At 46.7% G+C, this 20836-nt stretch carries 17 protein-coding genes, 1 tRNA gene and 2 pseudogenes; 15 read left to right on the plus strand and 5 right to left on the minus strand.

All coding sequences use genetic code 11. The annotated features are described in order from the left end of the window. Nucleotides 1–28 precede the first annotated feature (28 nt). Nucleotides 29–862, minus strand: coding sequence for a L,D-transpeptidase family protein (locus tag J3482_RS05735; protein WP_146823081.1), 834 nt, complete (start codon nt 860–862; stop codon nt 29–31). 655 nt (nt 863–1517) lie between these two features. Between J3482_RS05735 and J3482_RS05740 the strand changes: the two genes are divergently transcribed. The 3 genes and pseudogenes from J3482_RS05740 (at nt 1518) to J3482_RS05750 (ending at nt 2751) form a co-directional block, all read left to right on the plus strand. After that, nucleotides 1518–1676: a hypothetical protein gene (locus J3482_RS05740; RefSeq protein WP_188332250.1), complete on the plus strand. Its 159-nt coding sequence runs from the start codon at nt 1518–1520 to the stop codon at nt 1674–1676. Between the two features lie 81 nt (nt 1677–1757). Next, nucleotides 1758–1886 (plus strand): annotated as a pseudogene (locus tag J3482_RS05745) (YidH family protein); the annotation flags it as partial. A gap of 178 nt (nt 1887–2064) precedes the next feature. Then, nucleotides 2065–2751: a thermonuclease family protein gene (locus tag J3482_RS05750; protein ID WP_206922174.1), complete on the plus strand. Its 687-nt coding sequence runs from the start codon at nt 2065–2067 to the stop codon at nt 2749–2751. 20 nt (nt 2752–2771) lie between these two features. On the opposite strand, the gene J3482_RS05755 is transcribed toward J3482_RS05750, so the two are convergent. Continuing rightward, entirely contained in the window at nt 2772–4400 is a 1629-nt protein-coding gene (locus J3482_RS05755; protein ID WP_146823077.1) for a putative polysaccharide biosynthesis protein, read from the minus strand. Nucleotides 4401–4516: 116 nt separating this feature from the next. Continuing rightward, nucleotides 4517–4660 carry a transposase gene (locus tag J3482_RS21770; RefSeq protein WP_146823241.1) on the minus strand — a complete coding sequence of 48 codons (144 nt, stop codon included), beginning with the start codon at nt 4658–4660 and terminating at the stop codon, nt 4517–4519. Between the two features lie 99 nt (nt 4661–4759). Here J3482_RS21770 and J3482_RS05765 point away from each other — a divergent pair. Together J3482_RS05765 and dps are read left to right on the plus strand one after the other, a co-directional pair. Continuing rightward, a pseudogene (locus J3482_RS05765) lies at nt 4760–5568 on the plus strand (transposase). A gap of 498 nt (nt 5569–6066) precedes the next feature. Beyond that, nucleotides 6067–6549, plus strand: coding sequence for a DNA starvation/stationary phase protection protein Dps (dps, locus tag J3482_RS05770; protein WP_262927021.1), 483 nt, complete (start codon nt 6067–6069; stop codon nt 6547–6549). Between the two features lie 328 nt (nt 6550–6877). Here dps and J3482_RS05775 read toward each other — a convergent pair whose 3' ends face one another. Beyond that, nucleotides 6878–7501, minus strand: a complete 624-nt coding sequence (locus J3482_RS05775) for a TetR/AcrR family transcriptional regulator (protein ID WP_146824586.1) — start codon at nt 7499–7501, stop codon at nt 6878–6880. A gap of 139 nt (nt 7502–7640) precedes the next feature. Here J3482_RS05775 and J3482_RS05780 point away from each other — a divergent pair, with 139 nt between their 5' ends. The 10 genes from J3482_RS05780 to deoC all read left to right on the plus strand — a co-directional run bounded on the left by J3482_RS05780 (nt 7641) and on the right by deoC (nt 20036). Further along, a complete protein-coding gene (locus J3482_RS05780) occupies nt 7641–8222 on the plus strand; it encodes a cysteine hydrolase family protein (protein WP_206922175.1) in 582 nt (193 codons plus the stop codon). A 60-nt stretch (nt 8223–8282) separates the two neighbouring features. Further along, the gene (locus tag J3482_RS05785; protein ID WP_206922182.1) at nt 8283–9623 is read left to right on the plus strand and encodes an MFS transporter; all 1341 of its coding nucleotides are present in this window, start codon (nt 8283–8285) and stop codon (nt 9621–9623) included. Nucleotides 9624–10120: 497 nt separating this feature from the next. Next, nucleotides 10121–11596 (plus strand): potassium/proton antiporter, encoded by a 1476-nt coding sequence (locus J3482_RS05790; RefSeq protein WP_146824584.1) that lies wholly within the window; start codon nt 10121–10123, stop codon nt 11594–11596. 572 nt (nt 11597–12168) lie between these two features. Further along, nucleotides 12169–13185 (plus strand): sugar-binding transcriptional regulator, encoded by a 1017-nt coding sequence (locus J3482_RS05795; RefSeq protein ID WP_146824583.1) that lies wholly within the window; start codon nt 12169–12171, stop codon nt 13183–13185. Then, on the plus strand, nt 13142–14179 hold the full coding sequence (locus J3482_RS05800) for a galactitol-1-phosphate 5-dehydrogenase (RefSeq protein WP_236017947.1): 1038 nt from the start codon (nt 13142–13144) through the stop codon (nt 14177–14179). The genes J3482_RS05795 and J3482_RS05800 overlap by 44 nt, the downstream gene beginning before the upstream one ends. Nucleotides 14180–14193: 14 nt before the next feature. Then, nucleotides 14194–15687, plus strand: a complete 1494-nt coding sequence (locus tag J3482_RS05805) for an FGGY-family carbohydrate kinase (protein ID WP_206922177.1) — start codon at nt 14194–14196, stop codon at nt 15685–15687. Beyond that, a complete protein-coding gene (locus J3482_RS05810) occupies nt 15665–17197 on the plus strand; it encodes a sugar ABC transporter ATP-binding protein (RefSeq protein WP_206922178.1) in 1533 nt (510 codons plus the stop codon). Before J3482_RS05805 ends, J3482_RS05810 begins: the two co-directional genes overlap by 23 nt. Then, nucleotides 17169–18152 (plus strand): ABC transporter permease, encoded by a 984-nt coding sequence (locus J3482_RS05815; protein ID WP_146824579.1) that lies wholly within the window; start codon nt 17169–17171, stop codon nt 18150–18152. Before J3482_RS05810 ends, J3482_RS05815 begins: the two co-directional genes overlap by 29 nt. Before the next feature lie 76 nt (nt 18153–18228). After that, on the plus strand, nt 18229–19254 hold the full coding sequence (locus J3482_RS05820; protein ID WP_188332376.1) for a substrate-binding domain-containing protein: 1026 nt from the start codon (nt 18229–18231) through the stop codon (nt 19252–19254). A gap of 107 nt (nt 19255–19361) precedes the next feature. Continuing rightward, entirely contained in the window at nt 19362–20036 is a 675-nt protein-coding gene (gene deoC / locus J3482_RS05825; RefSeq protein WP_146824577.1) for a deoxyribose-phosphate aldolase, read from the plus strand. Nucleotides 20037–20733: 697 nt separating this feature from the next. On the opposite strand, the gene J3482_RS05830 is transcribed toward deoC, so the two are convergent. Then, nucleotides 20734–20809 (minus strand) — tRNA-Pro (locus J3482_RS05830). Nucleotides 20810–20836: the final 27 nt, after the last annotated feature.

Consider the following 20836-nt stretch of genomic DNA (forward strand, 5'->3'; position numbering starts at 1 on the left):
GAGTTTCTGGCCTATCGACCAAGGGCGGTTACGGCTGCACATCGCCTAGCGCAATGTCGTAGCGGGATTGAATGGCGACAATCGTCTGTGGGCCGACGACGCCATCCGGTGACAATTGCTGCGCCTGTTGAAACGCTTGAACCGCAGCTTGTGTGCTCGGACCATAGACGCCATCAATTGATGACGAATAGTAGCCAAGCGCTTGCAGCATCTGTTGTACCTCGGCAATATCACTCCCTGGCGTCGCGCCAATGTCGAGTAGTCGCGTCGTTGCCAATTGCCCCATGATGGTCACCAGCGTCCCTAAAGGTACCGTGTTGTAGAGCGCGGTTACGTCGGTGTTTGCCATGCGCACACAACCATGGGTGATAGACTGACCAATCGAGGATGCATCATCATTGCCGTGAATCGCGTAGCCGCCGTTCGGTACAGATAAGCGCATCCAGGCGGCGCCGAAGGGCCCGCCTGGGTTTGGTTGTTTCTCGATAATCAGCCAGTCGCCAATCGGTGTCGGTGTGGCAGGTTTGCCCGTTGCCACGAGGTACGTCCCGCTGAGCACGTTGTTCGTGTACAGTGCGAGTACGTTTTGGTTTGTGTCGATCACGATATGATACTGCCCCCCACCCCACTGCACCTGACCAATGCCGAGTGCCGTCCACGTGTGTGGCCCGACGATACCATCTGCTAGTAAGTGGTTGGCGGTTTGGAATGCTATCACTCCTTGTACGGTTTGTGGGCCGTATACGCCGTCTGAATTTCCTTGGTAGAACCCGAGAACAATCAGGCGTCGCTGCGCGGCCATCACGTCGGGACCACGCATGGCTGGTGTCGTCATCCGAAGAAAGCGACTGGCGATGACCATGTGCATACACCTTCTCCACGTTCGGCTATATTCAGTATTTAGAAATATGATGCAATACCGTGTTCAATGACGCCCAATTGTCGACTGAAATTAAAGGATTGAAGTTTCTACTACTGGTCGATGCTGTATAAAGACCAGCTATCTAATATCTGGCCACCAGCCTGCGTGTTTGGAAAACGTAGCGTCTTGCCTTGACTCTGCCCAGTTGAGTCGTTGATACAGGCTTCATGATGGCCTCTGGCAATGTCAATACCAACAAAATACACAGCACGTACCTCCAAATGGGTCGGATTTGCACAACCTTGCGATCTACAACCTAGTTTGAGATTCGGAGACAGGGGTTAACCCCTTCAACCTCCAGCTCATTGTAAATGCTCGCAAGGCGGGGACTACACTCTTTTCATCGAGAAGAAATGGTCCTAAGGGGGGATTCGTAGTACCCCGACCACTACGAGAATTTTAAAACTCTTTGGAGTACGTGACATTCATATACTTGGGGTGATTATTATCATTGAAATGCTTGTTTATGGCACAGTCATATTGTCTATATGCGGTGGCATTGTCGTTGTGTTGGCTTTTTTCTGGCGTGTCATTTGGGGCATGGCGACATCTAAGCGCCGTCGACAAGCGCGTTCGGCTCGGGAGCAGATGGAATATGAACAAATCGCTAGGCATGTACATCGCGGGGATGTTGACCCGCGCAATCGAAATCGGCGTCAGCGGATTTGAAGGAATCGCGGGTCATTGTGGCTCCGCTTTTATCGCGCTTCGCGCCACTTCTTCCTGTCCATCTCGGTATTTGTGTATACAATGAATTGCTGATAAATTCGGCTGCTTTCGGCGGCAGTCAAGTTAGGACGGTTTCATAGCTGTGCACGATGACGAGCAAATCAAGGTGAACGAAACGCAAAACGAAGCGAAGTATGTACAACAGCATCTAGCCAACGAGCGCACATTTCTCGCCTGGATTCGCACGTCAATCGCGATTATGGGGGTTGGGTTCGTTACCACGAGTCTGTATTTTGAGTTGCGCCGTTAGGCTAGTGTCAAAGCATGGTTGGTCTGTGCTTATACAGTATCTATTGAGGCGTCACCGTTCGCTATGCGACTACGGGGGTGTCGATGATGGCGTCCTTATGACTTCGATGGTATTCTCATGGTTGCGGAATTTTGCTATCGGAGAAGACGGGGAGAGAAGTCACTTGAGAAAGAAATTTAGGCGTGGCGGGGGACTTGCTGTGCTGATGATTGCGATTTTGGCCGTCGCCGTAGACCAGCATTTGACGCATCACGCAGATATGGGAATGACCGGTGTCGCGACATCGAGCACGGGTAAAAATCGTACGGACACGGAAGGTAATCAGCAGAACGCCGATGAGGTCATCGATAAAAGTGCGACGGTACCACAAAATCTCGTGCCTGTGGTCGTCACGAAGGTGACCGATGGCGACACGATTCATGTCCGGATGCCAGACGGTGAGGACAAGACGATTCGGATGCTGTTAATTGACACACCGGAGGATGTCAAGCCCAATACACCAGTTGAACCGTTTGCACTTGATGCGGCAGCGTTCGCTCGTCAAGCGTTGCCAGTGGGCAAACAGATTTATATCGAGGAAGGGAAACCTGGACATACCACAGATAAATACGGTCGCCTCTTGGCTTATGTCTATATCACAAAAACAGATATGTACAACGAGGATGTCGTTCGCAAGGGGCTCGCAAGGGTGGCGTATGTTTATCCGCCCAACACAGACCACCTGGCGGAACTTGAAGCCGACCAGTCGTATGCAAAGGCGCACCATCTGGGGATTTGGACGATTCCGGGCTACGTGACGTCTAAAGGGTATGACCTGCAAGCGGCGAAGAAGTGGCAGGGGGCCAATTGAGCGCCCCTTTGATGTGCATCTTAGCCTACTGTCCGCTCTGCAAAACGTGACAGCCATGGACCGATGACTGGCAGCGCGCAAAATTGATCCGGCCGAAGCAATCGCATTCGGAAAGAGACAAACACATAGAGCAGCGCGCCGGTCAGGCAAGAAATGAGTAATTGCATGACGTTCCACAGCCACAGTTCGCGTGGTGGGAACGATGTCCCGACGTCTGTCAGGATTCGGTTCATGAAAAATAACTCGATAAACAAGGGCAAAGACGCCAGTAGAAACGGGCGTGCTAAACGCAAGACCGACAATCGCACCCCACTGTGTCTCCGAACGGCCCAGACGTTGAGCGTTGACGATAGCACATACCCCAAGATAGTCGCGATGGCTGCCCCCAGCACGCTTTTCAGGAGAAGAATGAGGAGAACATTGAGTATCGCTTTCAAAGCGGTACCTAGAAACATGTTTCGCACGGGTTGATAGAAGTTGCCAAGCCCTTGCAGGATATAGGTCGACATTAACTCCATACTCGAGAAGATGCACATCAGTGAGATAGCGGCAATAATGTTGGCGCCCGCGTACGAGTCTGACAATATGTATTCAATGGGGTGCGCGACGCTCAAGAAAAATGCCGCAGCTGGGAATGTGACAAAGAACATCATACGCATCGGTGTAATGATGTTGGCTTCTATCGCAGCCTTATCCTGTGCAGCCTTTGCCTTAGAAATTGCAGGCATCACAGAGAACCCGACGGCGATGGTGAATGCGAGCGGAAGCTGTACGAGATTTTGAGCTTGTCGCGACAGAATGCCAAAGCCAGCCTGCGCTTGATTAAACGTTTGCCCAGCAAAATGGGTCAGGACGTTGACGACGGTCAGTGAGTCGACATTACTCGAAATGGGGACGACTAAGGACCCAAGACATACAGGGATGGCTACGTTGTACAACATTTGTCGCACGGCTCTATTACTTTGCTGTGGCTTGTAGTGTCGTGTGTGTTGTCTACGAAATCGAATCACCGACAGCCAGAGCGCGAAAGCACCTGCAACCGCGCCAACAAATGCCCCGAATGTGGCGGTGGCGGCTCCCTCAGCGATTCCCCGGCCATTTTTGATGAGAAAATAGGTTCCAAACACCGCCACGAATACGCGAAATAACTGCTCTAGCGCCTGCGAGAGCGCTGGCCCCTTCACCTGCTGAAATCCCTGCAAGTAGCCTCGCAAGGCGCTTTCCAAGGGAACGACTAAAACTGCCGGTGCGAGCGCGCGAATGGATAGCGTCATGTTTGCAATCTGTTCGTGGCTCGCGTGAATCGCGACGAGACGGGCGTAGTAGGGGGCACCAAACCAGATAAGAAGTGCACCAAACACCGCGAAACAACTCACCAGTTTTAATGTCACACGGTACAGTTGCTCGATTTCCATATCATTTTTTGAGGCGGCGCGTTCTGAGATGAGTTTGCTCAGTGCCGTGGGTAAGCCACTCGTCGCAAGAACCATGAGAATGGTGTAGAGATTGTAGGCGGTTGAGTAATAGCCTTGCCCGACATTTCCAAGCAATTGGTTAATTGGTACAATGGATAAAATGCCCAGGAATTTGGTGATTCCGATGGCCGTGACCATGATGGACGATCCGCGAATGAAACCCGTTTTCTGCATAATCTACCCTTATCTCTTCCGAAACTTAATCCATCATACTACATTCAACAATAAACTGGCCTCCTCGCTGTTTTAGGTGGGTAAATCAAAAGACAACTTATCTAGTAACAGGTAAATTATAGAGATATAGTTGTCGACGTTGCGGTAGCCCTTTGCTCTTCTTTTATAGCTTGGATGAGACTGTTCATGCTTTCAATAAGTGCATTGTTGACCCTGCTGTCAAACCAAGATAGAGTTGAGTCCGTATAATTGGTGTAAATTCAGTGGACGCGCTGGGTGACATAACGTGAAAGTGCCACCTCGCCCCTCTTTGGTAGAATGAGTTTGCTGAGAACTAATCTACTAGGAGGAATACGAGAATGGCACAGTACAACATTACCGTGGACGATGAAATTTTGAAAGGCTTGTTTTCTGGGGATAAGGGGATGTCCCAACTGCTGGAGCAGGTCTTGAACTAGATTCTTAAGGCACAGTCGTCCGAACAGCTTCAGGCGGAGCCATATGAGCGTTCTGAGGAGCGCCAGGGTTATCGGAATGGAACCGGCCCCCATCCGTTGACAACGCGCGTGGGCACGATTACGCTACGTGTTCCCCGTCTGCGTAACGGAAACTGTTCGTCTTGACCCCATCGTCCATGCATGGATGGTCGGAATCTGAAGGATCGAAGATATCCGTTTGTCTTGGTGGATGCCATGGTTCTGAAGATTCGGGAGGATGGGAGAGTTCGTTCAAGAGCGGCGATGATAGCGACCGGCGTCAACGATGAAGGATATCGTGAGATGCTTGGCATCATGCTTGGCGACAGCGAATCTGAGTCAAGCTGGTCTGAGTTCTTCTCTTGGCTGAAGAGTCGCGATTTGCGAGGTGTCGATATTGTGGTCTCCGACAGTCACAGTGGGCTTGTGAAGGCATTGCAAGCGCAGTTCCAAGGCGCAACGTGACAGCGGTGTCCAACGCACTTTATGCGCAAATTTTTAGACGCGACGCCCAAGCATTTGCATGATGAACTGTATGGAAAAGTACGGGCGATATTGGTGCGCTACTCATGGAAATCGACGAGAAATGGCAGTCGGGACACAAGTATCTCGACATGATGGAGTATTTCGCGTGGCGTGAGGAGCAACTGAAGAAAAACAAAGAGGCATCGAAGATTAGTCAAATAGGTTGACATAATTCAAATCTGCCGGAGGGCGAATTTACACCACATTTAGGACTTGATCTTCGCCCGCGACAGGAATCGCTCTCGCTAATGGTTGGCGCTACTTTCCACAGATACAAACCTGCTGGATGATGAAGTGATTCGAATCTACGGCAAGCGCTTAGGACACTGCAGTCCGCCTTGGAGACGCTGGACATGCCAAATGACAACCATATCGACACTATGATTCAGCAGTTTATTGCGCATTTACCCAGTCCTATCAAGGAGAAACTCGCTGCTTAAGGGTGTGAAACTTGAGTTAATTATTTGAGAGAGCCATACCGTTATTGTGTTTGTACAGCTATTTTCAGGAAGTGTAGCGGAGGGGGTACACTTATTCTTCATCATTTTATAAAATCTATGTGTATATTTCGTTTATAGATGACACTGTCATATACAGCTGTATAATAAATGATATGGCATTGGGTTATATTGGGTAGGAATCAATGCCTGTTGGGGGGATGTAAGGTGACCAAGCTGAGGAAGACGCGAATTCACATGGCGGACGAAGTTCGGCAACATATGATTGAATTATTGAACCGACATGTGACGGACTTGACGGATTTGTTCATCCAAACCAAGCTTGCCCACTGGAATGTGCGCGGGTCGCATTTTATTGCATATCATGAGCTATTTGACGAATTAGCGGGCCACTTGACTGAATTGACGGATATGGTGGCTGAACGGGTGACTACATTGGGCGGCGTTGCCGGGGTACCTGTGCAAGATATCGCCACACAGACTTCACTTCCTGTTTGGCCCCTTCAAACCAGTCAGGATGTGTCTGTGTTGCAGGCACTTGCAGAGCGTTGGGCCGTTGTGGCGAATAGCGCGCGTGAAGCCATTTTCAAGTCGGCGGAGGAAGATCCGGATACATCCGATTTGTTTACGGAAGTCTCGCGTCAACTGGATAAAGACCTATGGTTCTTGGAAGCCCATTTGTCTGATTAATGCCAGTAAGATGTATATACCATGTAGCAATGTCTTGCTAGGATAGGCTGTTCGAGAGATAGGTGCCACTAGTCTAGGGGTGGCGCGATGAATTTTCACAGGAGTCACCAATGATATGCACAGGTCGTGTATAGATTGGTTGGCTCTTTTTGTGTTGCTGCATATTTTCATTTTTCAACTTGACCGACATTCATTAATTCACTGAATTTAGTAAAAGCTGTTCTCTTCCAATTTCGCTGAACGGCGAAGTGGGAACGGTGAAGTAGGCAGCTAGCCATGTGGACGTATCTAAGCAAGCGGGATACGCCCACTCAATCTACTGACGCATTTATGGGTTATCTTGATGTGCTTGTGGGAAAAATATCAGGCAGAGCTGTTCCAGAAACGATTCGGATGAATACCCGCGTACATCTCTCTGAAACACATAGAAATCCTTTTTGAGTGCCGTCAATAAGATATCTGCGCGAAATACGTTGTCTGGCTCGGCCAACGTATTAACTGTCATTTCCTGGAATAATTTTGTGATGATGTCATGTAACTCATCATATACAGGGTCTGGCGCTCTCGATTGTGACTTGTTCGCCGGTGACACTTCCTCCACACCTGCCAGCAACTGTAGCTTTTTCTCGCGAAAGGCGATAAAGATGGTCAGAATACCTTTTAAGCGTTGGCTCGGCGGTTCATCTCGATGTTCCTTGAGATAAGCCTCGATATCCTCGAACAGGAGAACGATGTTGTCTTTGATTAAGTCCATGCACAATTCGCTTTTGTTTCTGTAGCGTCGATACAGCGTTCCGGGACCGATGCCCGCTTCGATTGCGATTTGATTCATACTGACTTGCTCTACTCCATGTTGTTCAAACAGCTTTACCGCAGCATCTAATATGCGTTGACGATTTTCTGCTGCATCCCGTCGTTCTGTACGTGTATGCCGTTGTCTCGCGTGATTCATAGCAATCAATCCCTCAATAGAATTTGTTTCATTTAAATTTAAAAAACTTACCTCATTGACAAGTGGAGAACTCTCCGATTATCATCAAATGGAGAACTCTCCGGTTATTATAACCGAAATTAAAGGAGTGTAAAAACCTATGAACCATCCAGCATTGCTCGTCATGGACATGCAGAACGGCATTGTTTCTCGCTTTCAAGAAAATCAGGCAATGATGAACGCAGTTCAAAAATCTGTGGAGGTTGCTCGGCAAAAGGGTATCCCTGTTATTTTTGTACGCGTTGCCTTTAGTGAAGGGTATCCGGAAGTCAGTCCCAAAAACAAGGCTTTCTCGCAGGTGCAGCAGATGGGCGGTATGACTGTCTCCGAATATGCGACACAAATTCACGAATCTGTACAACCAAGGACTGGGGAACCCATTGTTACGAAATACCGCGTAAGTGCCTTTGCTGGAAGTAACTTGGAAGTCATTCTTCGTGCTAAACAAATTGATACACTGATTCTCACTGGCATTGCAACGAGTGGAGTCGTTTTGTCAACGCTTCGTGAAGCGGCAGACAAGGATTTTGCGATTACTGTGCTCGAGGATGCCTGTGCTGATCCGGACTCTGAAGTCCACCGCGTGCTCATGGAAAAAGTATTTCCTCGCCAGGCAACTGTGCAGACTGTCGACGAATGGGTGAATACACTTAATTCAACTCACACGCAAACAACAAACTAAGGGGTGACCATCTTGCCAAGCGGTAACCCCTTTTCATGGAGATTTGTAGCTCCGTTGTACATGGGATCAACACTGAACCCAATTAATAGCTCCATGATTGCGACCGCGTTGGTGCCGATTGCCATGTTTTTGCATATTTCAGCAGCCCAAACCACCATTTTGGTCACGGCGCTTTATTTGGCGAGCTCCATCGCGCAACCAACGGCTGGGAAACTCGCGGAGGAGTTTGGACCGCGGCGAGTATTTTTGGCGGGGATTCTGCTCGTGCTTATCGGGGGCTTGTTAGGTGGGTTCGGCAGGGACATGGCCATGTTGGTCATCTCCAGAGTGCTCATCGGCGTCGGTACGTCAACTGCCTATCCGTCTGCTATGTTGCTGATTCGCCGGCGTGCCGAGTCAGTTGGGATGTCTAAGCCACCAGGTAACGTATTAGGTGCACTTCAGATTGCTGGCGTCGTGACAGCCGCAGTAGGGCTCCCCATTGGGGGAGTCCTCGTGGATGCCTGGGGGTGGCGCACGACGTTTCTCGTCAATATTCCATTTGCACTCATCGCGTTTGTGATGGCAGCATTATGGATTCCAAAGGATAAACCTGTCCAGGGGAAGATAACCCTTCGAGAGGTATCTTCACGGATTGACGTGTCAGGCATCATCGGGTTTGCGCTTACGATTACATCGCTGATGGTATTTTTGTTCTCTTTGCCTAAACCAAACTGGCTGGCGCTTGGTTTGGCCGTCCTGTTCGGCGTGGTATTAACTGTTTGGGAGTTGAAAGTAGCGCGTCCATTCATCGACGTGCGGTTGCTTGCGACGAACTTGGCGCTCACGCGCACTTATACGCGCTTTGCCTTATTGACGCTGTGTATCTACACGGTGCTGTACGGCGTGACGGAGTGGATTGGTGCAGCGCGAGGCACATCGTCACTCGGTGCAGGGCTACTCATTTTGCCAATGAGTGTCGTTTCAGCACTGGTCGTAGGGCCAATTTCAAAGCGAAACCTGGTACTTGCCCCGTTGATTGCCTCTGCTGTGTCCTGTATTATCGCGTCCATTGGCGTGCTCTTTCTGACCACAAGCACACCAATCATTTGGATTTTGATAATGACGTGTATTTTTGGGATCACGATGGGGACAATGGTCAGCGGAAATCAGATAGCATTGTACACACAGGTTGCTGCAGACCAAATTGGAACCGCCTCGGGTTTGTTCCGCACATTCGGGTATATTGGTTCAATCGCTTCTTCGGCGTTGATTGGAATTGCCTTTCATAAGAAAGTATCGGATGCCGGTATGCATCATGTTGCCATTGTAATGATAGCAGTCAGTGCCTTAGCGCTGTTGATGATATTGACGGACCGTCGACTCCGGGGAATAACGAAACGAGAAAAAGCCACTTCTTAACCAGGGGATGGTGGACGTCATGCACTGTCGAGCGTATGCATGGCTACACCGGGAGGTTGTGCATTACAAAACTTAGGATTATTTTGGTATCATAGGTGAATACATGAATCGTCAAAGGTACCTCCACACCTGGAGGTCGGTGTGCGTAATACTATAACGAGAAGGCAAACTTGCCCCATGATACCTGTAAGCGAGGGTTGCAAGTTTGCTTCTCCTCCCAAAAAGTAATATACTCCTCTATTTTCATTAATCAAGTGTAAAACACCTGTTTATCTCGATGTTTTTTCCCTTCAGTGAGTTGAGGAACCACAATAGTCCTGGCATGCGTGGCGTTTCGAACTTCTTATATCCTTGAGGAAGTCCGACATGGTTTCCATGTGTCATCGCATACGGCACCCTCTGCCGCTTGAAAATCGACCTGACCTAATTGATGTGATAAACTAAGTAAACAGAGAGAGTGTGTAGCAAAAGTTACATGTAAAAAAAGGGGGAAGGCTATGGAGTCATTTCTCCTGTTATTATCTGTTATTTTGTTAGCCGGAGTTTGGTCTGCTCGTGTGGGGAATCGGATTGGATTTCCCGTCCTCATTGGGTTCGTAGCCATCGGCATCGTGCTTGGGCCGGGTGGGCTAGGAATCAGCCCTAAAGTACCACTATCTACTGCGCAATCAGTTGGTTACATCGCGTTGATACTTATTTTATTTGAGGGCGGTTTGCACACTTCTGCGGCGAGAATACGCAATGTATGGCTTCCTGCATTGTCGCTTGCGACAGTCGGCGTGCTCATCAGTGCTGCGGTAATGGCTTATCTAGCACACGATTTACTGAATCTGCCGTTTTTCCCCTCTGCCTTAGTTGGCGTTGCGGTGAGTTCCACAGATGCCGCTTCGGTGTTTTCCATTCTCGGCGGTCAGCCTTTGCGACGACGATTAGTCGATGTGTTGGAAGTGGAATCAGGTACGAATGATCCGATGGCTTTCTTTTTGACTATCGTCCTGATTCAGTGGTCGACTCATGGGATGGGCTCGTTTTGGCATGCGTCTTTCTATGTTATCGGAACTTTTGCGCTACAGATGCTGGTTGGACTTGTTGTGGGGTTAATTACGGGGTATCTTGGGTCTCTGGCGAATCAGCGTATCAAGCTGGACACGGGTGGATTGTACCCGACCTTGACACTGGCATTTGCCCTTCTGTCCTACGCGGCTGCTGTTCTGTTCCACGGAAGTGGATTTCTTTCGGTGTACGTCGCTTCGGTGGTTATGGGAAATCGCCGGCTTGAACACCGCTATAGTATTATGCGATTCCACGAAGGGCTTTCGTGGACAATGCACATACTCATGTTCGTGGTCCTCGGATTGCAGATGTCGCCATCGCGTTTGTTTTCCATCATGCTGCCAGGTCTTGGTTTAGCTGTCGGGGCGTTATTCGTGGCTCGCCCTGTGGCGGTCTGGCTATCTACACTTCGCATGGGTTTTAAGTGGCGAGAAAAACTGTTTATGTCCTGGGCGGGGTTTCGAGGGGCAGTACCGATTGTACTTGTTCTCACCGCGATACTTTCACCAGGTTATACACCTAGCACGATGTTAGATGCGGTATTCTTCGTCGTGATTGCATCAACTTTGGTGCAAGGGTGGACGGTCAAACCGTTGGCGAACAAACTTGACCTGTTTGAGCGTTCTCCGTCTGAAGGTCTTTTAGAATTAGTCGCTATCGCGCGGGAAAACGCGATTGTGACACCGATTGAAATTCCAGAGAAGTCGAGTTTTATTGACCGAAAGATGGTCGAGATTGACTTTCCAGAAAACACGTTGTGCTATGCTATCATTCGCGATAATCACGTCATTGTGCCGAGAGGCGCGACGAGACTCCAAGCGTATGATCATCTATTGGTTCTGTCGGATCGTCGACATATCAGTGACCTTCGACGCCTGTTTAACAGGGAATTGATTGGTGAGCCAGAGTTTTTGCCATAGCACATGGGCGCGACTATTGCAGTCGCGCTTTTTTGTTGGGGCGGAGGTGGTTTTCGAAGGTTTTCGAACAGGTGAAGGGAATGAGGCTTTTGATTCAATTTGGGAGGTGAATTTGTATCCTTAGAGTAAGAACACTCAGGCCCTATCAGGGATAATTCGGATTTCTTTTGACCTAAAATTCCTTTCGTATCATGGATAGTATCCTTTTTGTGATCCCTCCCCATGTCTAAAGTCACGGTTTATTACGACACGCATGATGCAACCGTCTACGGTTACGTCGTGAACGCTCAATTTGAACGCTATATTGAATGTTTCATAATGTTTTTTGCAGCGTTGACATCTCTGTCCCGAACGTAACCGCAGTATTCGCCTAACGGCGAGCGCCTTGTATTCCCATAGCTAAAGCTTAGGGTTTTACTGCGCGTTTGACAAATGCCTATCCCACACTTAACTAGAACACACTCAGGTAAATTGTCCAGAAATGAGACTGCTTTATTTTTTGCTTTATCTTTGTTGACACCGAACTCAATGTTCTATATATTCTAACTGACAAATGTAATGGTGGTGAGCAAATGATCGATGGTGAAGAAGAGAAGATGCTGAGAACGGTCTCGACGCTTTATTACATAGAGGATCTAACTCAGCAAGAGATCGCCAAAAAACTGTCACTTTCGAGACAACGAGTCAATCGATTATTAAAGAGAGCGAAAGAAGAAGGGATTGTACAGATATCTATCTCAAATACAAGCAATGACCTTTTGGAAAGGGAATTGGAGAAACGGTTCAAGCTGACTGAAGTGCAGATTTGCTCGCGGGAATCATCGAATTTAGCGAGCGATATTGGGAAAATGGCCTATTCCACCTTGATGCGAAGGGCTCGTTCAAGTTCAATTGTCGGGCTAAGCTGGGGGAATACATTGTCTAATATGATTCGATGGTGTGAGGTTGCTGATAATAACTTTGAGGATATTACGGTTGTACAGTTGAATGGTGGGTTAACTCGGTCGATTAGTGCTACGGGAGCAGGACATTTATTAGAGACAATTGGCAATGCACTCAACGCGGAAGTATATCAACTCATGGTGCCGGCAATCGTCGATAGCTCAGAAATATGTAAGAATTTGCAAAATGAAAGCGCTGTTAAAGATGTTCTTGCAATGGCACGTGACGCAGATATTGCTTTGTTCAGTGTGGGAATACCTGACACCAATTCAGTATTATCCATCGCAGGATATTTAGATAAGAGCGAATTAGTAACGTTAACTGAGGAAAAAGGCGCGGTCGGGGATATCTGTTCTCGCTATTTTACAGCAGATGGTAATGTGGCGTGGGATGATTTGGATGAACGCACGATTGGAATTACATTGAATGAATTAAGGAAAATACCTCAAAAAATATGTGTTTCGTTTGGGGAACAGAAAGCATCAGCAGTCTACGCTGCATTACGAAGTCAATATATTGATGTTTTGATAGTGGACAGTGGGTTAGCTCATTCCTTATTAATGCTTGATGATGTTCAAAAGGGAGCGGATGCTGGTGAAAACTATGAACGCGTTTCAGTTAGTAAGGGTCGGGCACGGAGAGGTTAGAAAGGTACCAGTACCAACGCCTGGACCGAATGAGGTCTTGATTAAGGTGCACTTTTGTGGAATATGCGGTTCCGATGTTCCACGATATTTCTCAACCGGTGCTCATAGGATGCCCATTACCATCGGACATGAATTCTCAGGCGTTGTGGAGCAGACAGGAGATAATGTTAGTAAAATTTTGGTGGGAACCCGGGTGACTGTTGCGCCGTTAATCCCCTGTAATGCTTGTGAGTATTGCGAGAGAGGACTTTTCTCACTCTGCGAAAATTACGGGTATGTTGGTTCTAGGCAAGACGGAGCATTTGCGGAATTTGTCGTAGTTCCTGCTGCGAACTGCCTTCCCATCCCGGACTCAGTGACACTACAGGATGCTGCGTTCACGGATCCGGCGGCTAATGCAATTCACGCACTGTGGAAGGGGAGAATCTCGGAGGGCAATATAGTATTGATTTTTGGAATGGGGACTATAGGGCTATTTGCCGTTCAGTGGGCGAAGCTGCTCGGGGCTACGGTTGTGGTTATTGACAGATTTTCTGAGAAAGTAAATCTTGCAAAACAATTGGGTGCCGATTTTGGATTTTCTTCCTCCTCAGATGAAATACTTTCTCAGGTTCGTACGGTTTGTAGTGTTTCTGGTGTAGACATAGCGTTGGAACTATCTGGAAGCCCTGTTGGTCAGGAGTTTTGTATTCGGGCCGTGCGAAAGCAAGGTAGGGTGGTTATCCATGGAATATCACACAAGGATCTCTTGATACCCGAAAAGGTACTGGATGTCTTTCAAAGGGGCGAGTGTGAGTTTATCGGTTCGTGGAACTCTTTTAGTGCGCCGTTCCCGGGAAAAGAGTGGACGGAGACGTTAAAGAATATTGGGAGTGGGCACATAAGAACTGAGCCGATTGTTAGTAAAATTTGTGGCTTAAATGGGTTGAGGAGTGCCTTTGACGAGTATCGCCAAGGTATCCCGTTTAACAAAGTTCTATGTAGCTTTGATTAAAGGAGGCTGCTCACTTGAAGGCAGTTTTAGGGGTGGACATTGGGTCAGCAAGTGTGCGAACCGCAGTCTATGATTTAAATGGAAATTGTATATCCTATTCAAGTCATCCAGTAGAACTTTGCTATCCGAAATCTGGTTACGTGGAAGCTTCTGCAGAAGCATATTTTGAGGCTTTAAAGAGATCTATCAAAGACGCATGTTCTAATCGGAATATTCGTATTGTTGCGTTATCTGTTGGGGCGACTGCGTCAACCCTAGTCTGTTCGAGTGAACAAGGTGAAATTTTTGCTCCAGTTATTATGTGGATGGACAATAGAGCCGTTCGCGAGTCTGAAATAATTCGCAGTAGAATTGGGGAGTTTTCATCGCCAGAGTGGTTACCCGCAAAGGCTCTTTGGGTGAGTCGAAATATGAAGAGTGTGTGGGATAAATCCAGATATGTTACAGAACTTCTTGACTGGATAAATTATAAACTGACAGGAGAATGGGTGTCCTCACGTTGTAATGTCACATGTAAGCGCAATTACTTATGTGAACGAAGTACGCGTGTTTTTGCTGATATTGACGGAGTGAATTTATTTACTAAATGGCCGGATAAAATTTGTTCCGTAGGTGAACAGATAGGTACCCTTCTACCAATATTAGCTGCTGAACTAAACCTATCAGCGACGACATTAGTGGTTCAAGGCGGCATTGATGCGTATATGGCTATGATAGGCAATGGCTGTATAGAGGAAGGGACTTTATCAGTAACATTAGGAACCTCAACGGTCATTTTGGCCACTTCCAAGAATCCATCACTGGGGGATGAGAGTATCTGGGGACCATTTTTCGAACCGGTTTCGACAGGAAGATGGGTGGTGGAAGGGGGGCAAGTCTCATCCGGCTCAGTTCTAAATTGGATTTGCTCCCTTAGCGGTAAATCGCATGGGCAACTTATTGACGAGGTAGAGAGGTTGGAGCCTATTGAGGAAGATGTATTAATGATAGAAAACTTGCAAGGCAATAGAACGCCATATCGAAACGCGGAGGCCAAAGGTGCAATTTTTGGTTTGCGTCTATATCATACGGCTGCACATTTATATCAAGGAGCACTACACGCGACGGCTTTGGGAGCGAGAGAAGCTATCGAAAAAGTAATTGAAGCTACCAAAGCTGAGGTGAAAGTGATTAGGGCTTCTGGAGGGGGGATTTTAAACCCGCTTTGGTTACAGGCACATGCTGATGCGCTAAATTTTGCAATTGAAGTTCCAGAAGAGCCTGAAAAGATTGGTTTGTTAGGAGCAGCCATGGTAGCCGCTGCGGGGGCAGGCGTTTTCTCTTCACTGCCGGACGCCGTTCGTAATCTGGAGGCCAGTTATCACGTAGTGTACCCAGCACGAAACAATAGTGTTCTTCGTCGAATCCACAAGATAAGAGAGAAGGCCTATAGAAGCACGGAAGGAATCTCTATGGAGTTGGAGCGCGTAATGAGGGGGGCGAACTATGAACGATTCAATTGTTCTTGAGGTGGATAGTGTAGATAAGCAGTATGGCAATAATAAGGTTCTCAAAGGAATATCATTGCAAATTCATAAGAATTCAATACATGCAATTTTGGGGGCAAATGGTGCCGGAAAGTCTACGCTTGTGAATATTCTTTCTGGTGTTACGACTCCGACGAGAGGAACCGTTTTATTCCAAGGTAGGCCAGTTGCATTTAGCAGTCCCAGGGAGGCAAGGGATTTAGGAATACTAACGATGCATCAAGAGCTAGATTTGATGCCTAATCTTACAGTTTGGGAAAACCTATTTGTTGAGAAGTTTCCCGGGAGGTTCGGTCTTCTAAATAGAAGAGAGGCGATGAATCTTGCTAAGGAAATTTTTGTAAAACAGATGGGGATAACGATTCCAGTCTTGTCTAAGCTGAAGTCTCTTCCGGTTAGTCAGCAACAATTGGTCTATTTGGGGAAGATGTTAACAAAAAACGCCAAACTGATTATTTTGGATGAACCTTCTGCGTCTCTGGGCGAAGCAGAGCAAGAGATCCTTCATGAAGTCATGAGAAAATTAAAAGAACAGGGCATCTCCATGATACTAATAAGTCATAAGTTGGATGAAGTGGTAAAGCTCTGTGACGAGATTACTGTGTTACGGGATGGAACGGTTTCCGGTCGATACAATCATTCGAATGTCAGTGTAGCAAAATTAATCCAATCGATCGTCGGCCCTGAGGCTGAGAAGCAAACCGGCCATCTCCAAGATACTAATCACTTACCCAGTACTGATGAAATTGCCTATGAAGTGGAAGGGGTTACCTCTGGCCCGCTCACAGATGTTAGTTTAACGCTAAAGAGGGGCAGAATTACAGCCGTAACTGGGCTGGCCGGAGCTGGACATGAACAAATATCACTTTTGGTAAGTGGGATTGTTGCCCCCACAACAGGCAGGCTTATTTTCAATGAAGAGTATGCTCCTACATCTGTTAGAGACGCTATTAGGAAAGGAATTGTCTTCATTCATGCGGATAGAAAGATAGGGGGGATATTTCCGAACATGAGTATCGATGAAAATATAATGATGTCACGGCTCCCTCGTAGATTTGGTATGGTGAATCGCACTGAAGTTCGCAGTAAAACTGAGGAATTAGTCGGAAGATTATCAATCGCAGGATATACGTCCCGTAAGACAATTCGTCAATTAAGCGGTGGAAATCAACAAAAGGCGCTTATAGCAAGATGGTTACATCGTGATTGGGATATCCTGGTCTGTGCTGAACCGACAAGGGGTGTTGATGTATCCGGCAGACGTGAAATTCACAATCTGTTTAAGAACATAGTTCGTGAAAATCCGTCGAGGGCTATATTGCTTTCCGGTGATGATGTTGAAGAGATGTTTGAGGTGGCGGATACGATTTATGTGTTTCACGATGGGAAAATCACAGGCTGTTTTAATGTTAGGGAAACCAAATTATCGGACGTTCAAAGTGCTGTTTTAGGGGGGAATCATAATGAGTGTGAAACCGCTTACCACAAGTGATATGGATCGTAGATACGCTATCATGCAGTGGCTTTCCAAGTACAGCTTCATTATTATCTTTTTCTTGCTTCTCATAGTAAGTAGTTCTTTGTCAAATGCTTTCTTAACTCCTAAAAATTTATTTAATATCCTGCTGGAAACCAGTGTTTTAGGTGTGGTGAGTGTAGGAACGACCTTTGTTATCTTAATTGCCGGGATAGACCTGTCTATTGGGGGGGTGATTGCACTATCTGGTATGGTCAGCGGAGTACTGTCGAAGGCGACGCATGGGTCGGTAATCATTGCAATCGCCGCAGCACTTTTAACAGGCTGTGTTGTTGGATTGGTGAATGGTGTTGCAACTGTATATGGACGCGTCCCGAGTTTTGTTGTAACCCTTGCGACCGGCACGATAGCTAGCGGCTTAGCGCTGCTAATTACGGGGGGGCAACCTATCTACAATCTTTCCAAATCGGTTCTCAGTGTCGGGGGCGATTACATTGGACCAATCCCACTGATTGCGATTATATGGCTGGTCATAGCGCTATTTGCTCTACTGGTTCTTAAACTGACTCCTTTTGGTCGTCAAATATACGCGATTGGAGATAACAACTTTGCTGCTTTTCTGTCAGGAATTCGCGTGAATTTGTACACAATCCTCATCTTTGTGGTGGCAGGATTGTTATCTGGTTTGGGAGGGTTTTTATATGAATCGTGGGTGAATGTCGCGTATCCAGATGCAGGAAGTTCATATACGTTGGAGAGTATCGCTGCTGTTGTCATTGGAGGAACATCTCTTTTCGGTGGTATTGGCGGGGTTGGAGGAACCATCTTAGGGAGTCTAATGCTCATTATATTCACGAATATTTTTAATCTTGTGGGTCTTCCGGCTGTGTTACAGATGGTGGGGTATGGATGTTTAATCCTATTTGCACTTTTACTAAACCAATGGCTGCAGAAATACAATGCTTCTTAAATTGGTGAACTTAAAGATTGTTGAGGATATGTAAAATAATTCCGAATCCAAAAAGGTTAATTGGGGGATGAGTTTAATGAGATTCAAGAACAAATATCTGCTTATTTCTGCGAGTTCTATAGCAATGGCAATAGCGGTTACAGGTTGCGGAAGTGCCTCTAATGGTGTAAATAACGACAGCGGTAGTAACCAGGGTGGGGCTTCGTCTAAGGTGTCCATAGGATTCGTCGAAGTAACCGAATCTTCTCCGTATTACGTCGAACTCAAGGACGCGATAGCGGCTCAGGCTAAAAAATATGGTTATACCATTTCCTACGCGGATGCTGAGAACGATGTTAGCACGGAAAACAGCGACATTATGGATATGCTTACGAAAGGCGTCAAAGTTATTATTGTGGACGCGGTTAATCCCCAGGGAATTGCACCGGCTGTGACTAGCGCGAAAAAAGATAATGTGCCTGTGATAGCGGTAGATCGTCCTGTTTCTGTTCCAGTAACAACCTTTGTCGGAAGAGATAATCAACATATGGGCGAGTTAATCGGAAATTACACGAAAAACACGCTTTTGAAGAACCAGAACAACAAAGATATCTATGAGATTCAAGGCTCTGCTGGAGATTTAGTTATGATGGCACGTCGTTCTGGATTTGACTCTGCTTTTTCAAACGACCATTCCGTAACAATTGATCACAGTTCCTATGACGACTATGTGAGATCTCAGGCAATTACATCATTGACGGATTATCTTGCGCAGCCAAGACCAGATTTATCTGTTGTGTATGCGCATAATGATGATATGGGTCTTGGGGCATATCAGGTACTACAACAGCAAGGATTGAAGAATGTAGATATTGTTAGTATTGACGGTATGATGCAAACGATTAAAGATATTATGGACGGAACACAATATAAAGCGACATGCTTGAATGATCCAGCATATCAAGGGACAGTAGCTGTCGAGGCAGCAAATAGGATTGTTACTGGTAAATCAGTGCCTAAGACAATAGATGTGGGAACCCAGCTAATTACGCAACAAAATGCAAAAAAATATTATAACCCTTCTCTCGCATTTGCATCCTATACTCCACCGATTAAATGGTAGAAGACGACTTACTGTTATTAAGTACTGTTTACCGGGTGGTAGTCCATAAGGTTGATTGCTACCCGGTTTATGGATTTTAATTATTATTTATACTTCGGAGGAAAAATATGATTTCAAAGCTAATAGATCATACTCTTTTAAAAGTCGACACGAGCCAAGCGGATATTATTCAACTATGCGAAGAGGCATTACAATATGGGACGTATTCCGTTTGCGTGAATCCCATGTGGGTATCGTTAGCTAAAATGCGTTTATTAGATTCACAAGTTAAAGTTTGTACAGTGATAGGTTTTCCATTAAGTGCTACGTACGAATCTGTCGCATTAGTCGAAGCAGAGTTGGCATTAATGTCAGGTGCATCAGAATTGGACGTTGTGTTGAATGTAGGTGCTTTAAAGAGTGGAGATTATTACCGTGTTAGCACACAACTGAAGACTATAGTAAATGCAATCCGTAACGTTCAGATGCAGGACACTGTTATTAAGGTGATTGTTGAAAGTGCCGTGTTAAATGAAAGAGAAAAGAAGCTAGCAGCCGAGATTGTGGTCGCTAGTGGAGCGGACTATCTAAAAACATCAACAGGGTTTATTCCGAATCCTCATTTAGAAGATGATGTTAGGTTTTTCAAAAGTGTATTACCCCCAGATTTTAAAATCAAGGCTTCAGGTGGGATTAGAGATTATCAGACGGCGCGTAAGTTGGTTGATCTGGGTGTAGAAAGAATAGGCACAAGTTCAACCAAGCAAATTATTGAGCAGGAGAGAGTTTTGGGGGATTCGTAGGAGTTTTGTTTCGAGTTCTGGGGAATCGTATAAATTCCGCATCTGGATCCTGACAAAAAACTATCAATTCAATCTACTAAAAGTATCGCAATATCGGGCTAGAAGCTCATTTGCAGGCACCTGGATTACTTTTATTAACCAGATGATAAATTGGTGGGGATTTCGAAAAATGAGAGGTTGAAGGTTACGATGTGACACTTGACTAGCTTTGGGCCCACCCGGCGGAGGTTACAGCAAAAGCCCGTAATCTGACTGAACTCCGTACATCATGTATTAGAACCTGTCACACTGTGATCGGAATGTTGGCAGGATAATAGGGACTATTCTCAGCTTCAAGCCTATTAACTTTGGGTTTTGAGATTTATGGAACGAGATCTTAAGTCCCACCTGGGACTTAAGATGAGTACACCAAGAAAGTATGGGATATGTACAACAAGGTAAATGAAGCATGGACATTGTAAAGTTCCCCTTAAGCCATATCGAAAAACGTGAGGAATGGAGAACTCGGAAGTGGGATAGCGATAATTGTTCATGTCTTATCGGTCTGAGAAACTGAGGAATGTCTTAAAACATCCGATGCGAGATGATGCCAGATTCGCCACGACAAGAATTCTGAAATACTGCATATGAAAAAGCCACCTTCCATATACCAAAGGAAGGTGGCTCAATCAATTTAAAATCCGCTTCATCACAACAATGGTCGGAATGACAGGACTCGAACCTGCGGCCTCACGGTCCCGAACCGTGCGCTCTACCACCTGAGCTACATTCCGAAGTGCGTTCTGCGAAACGGACAAGTG

Origin of the sequence: Alicyclobacillus suci (assembly GCF_017329615.1) — a bacterium.
GTDB lineage: Bacteria > Bacillota > Bacilli > Alicyclobacillales > Alicyclobacillaceae > Alicyclobacillus > Alicyclobacillus suci.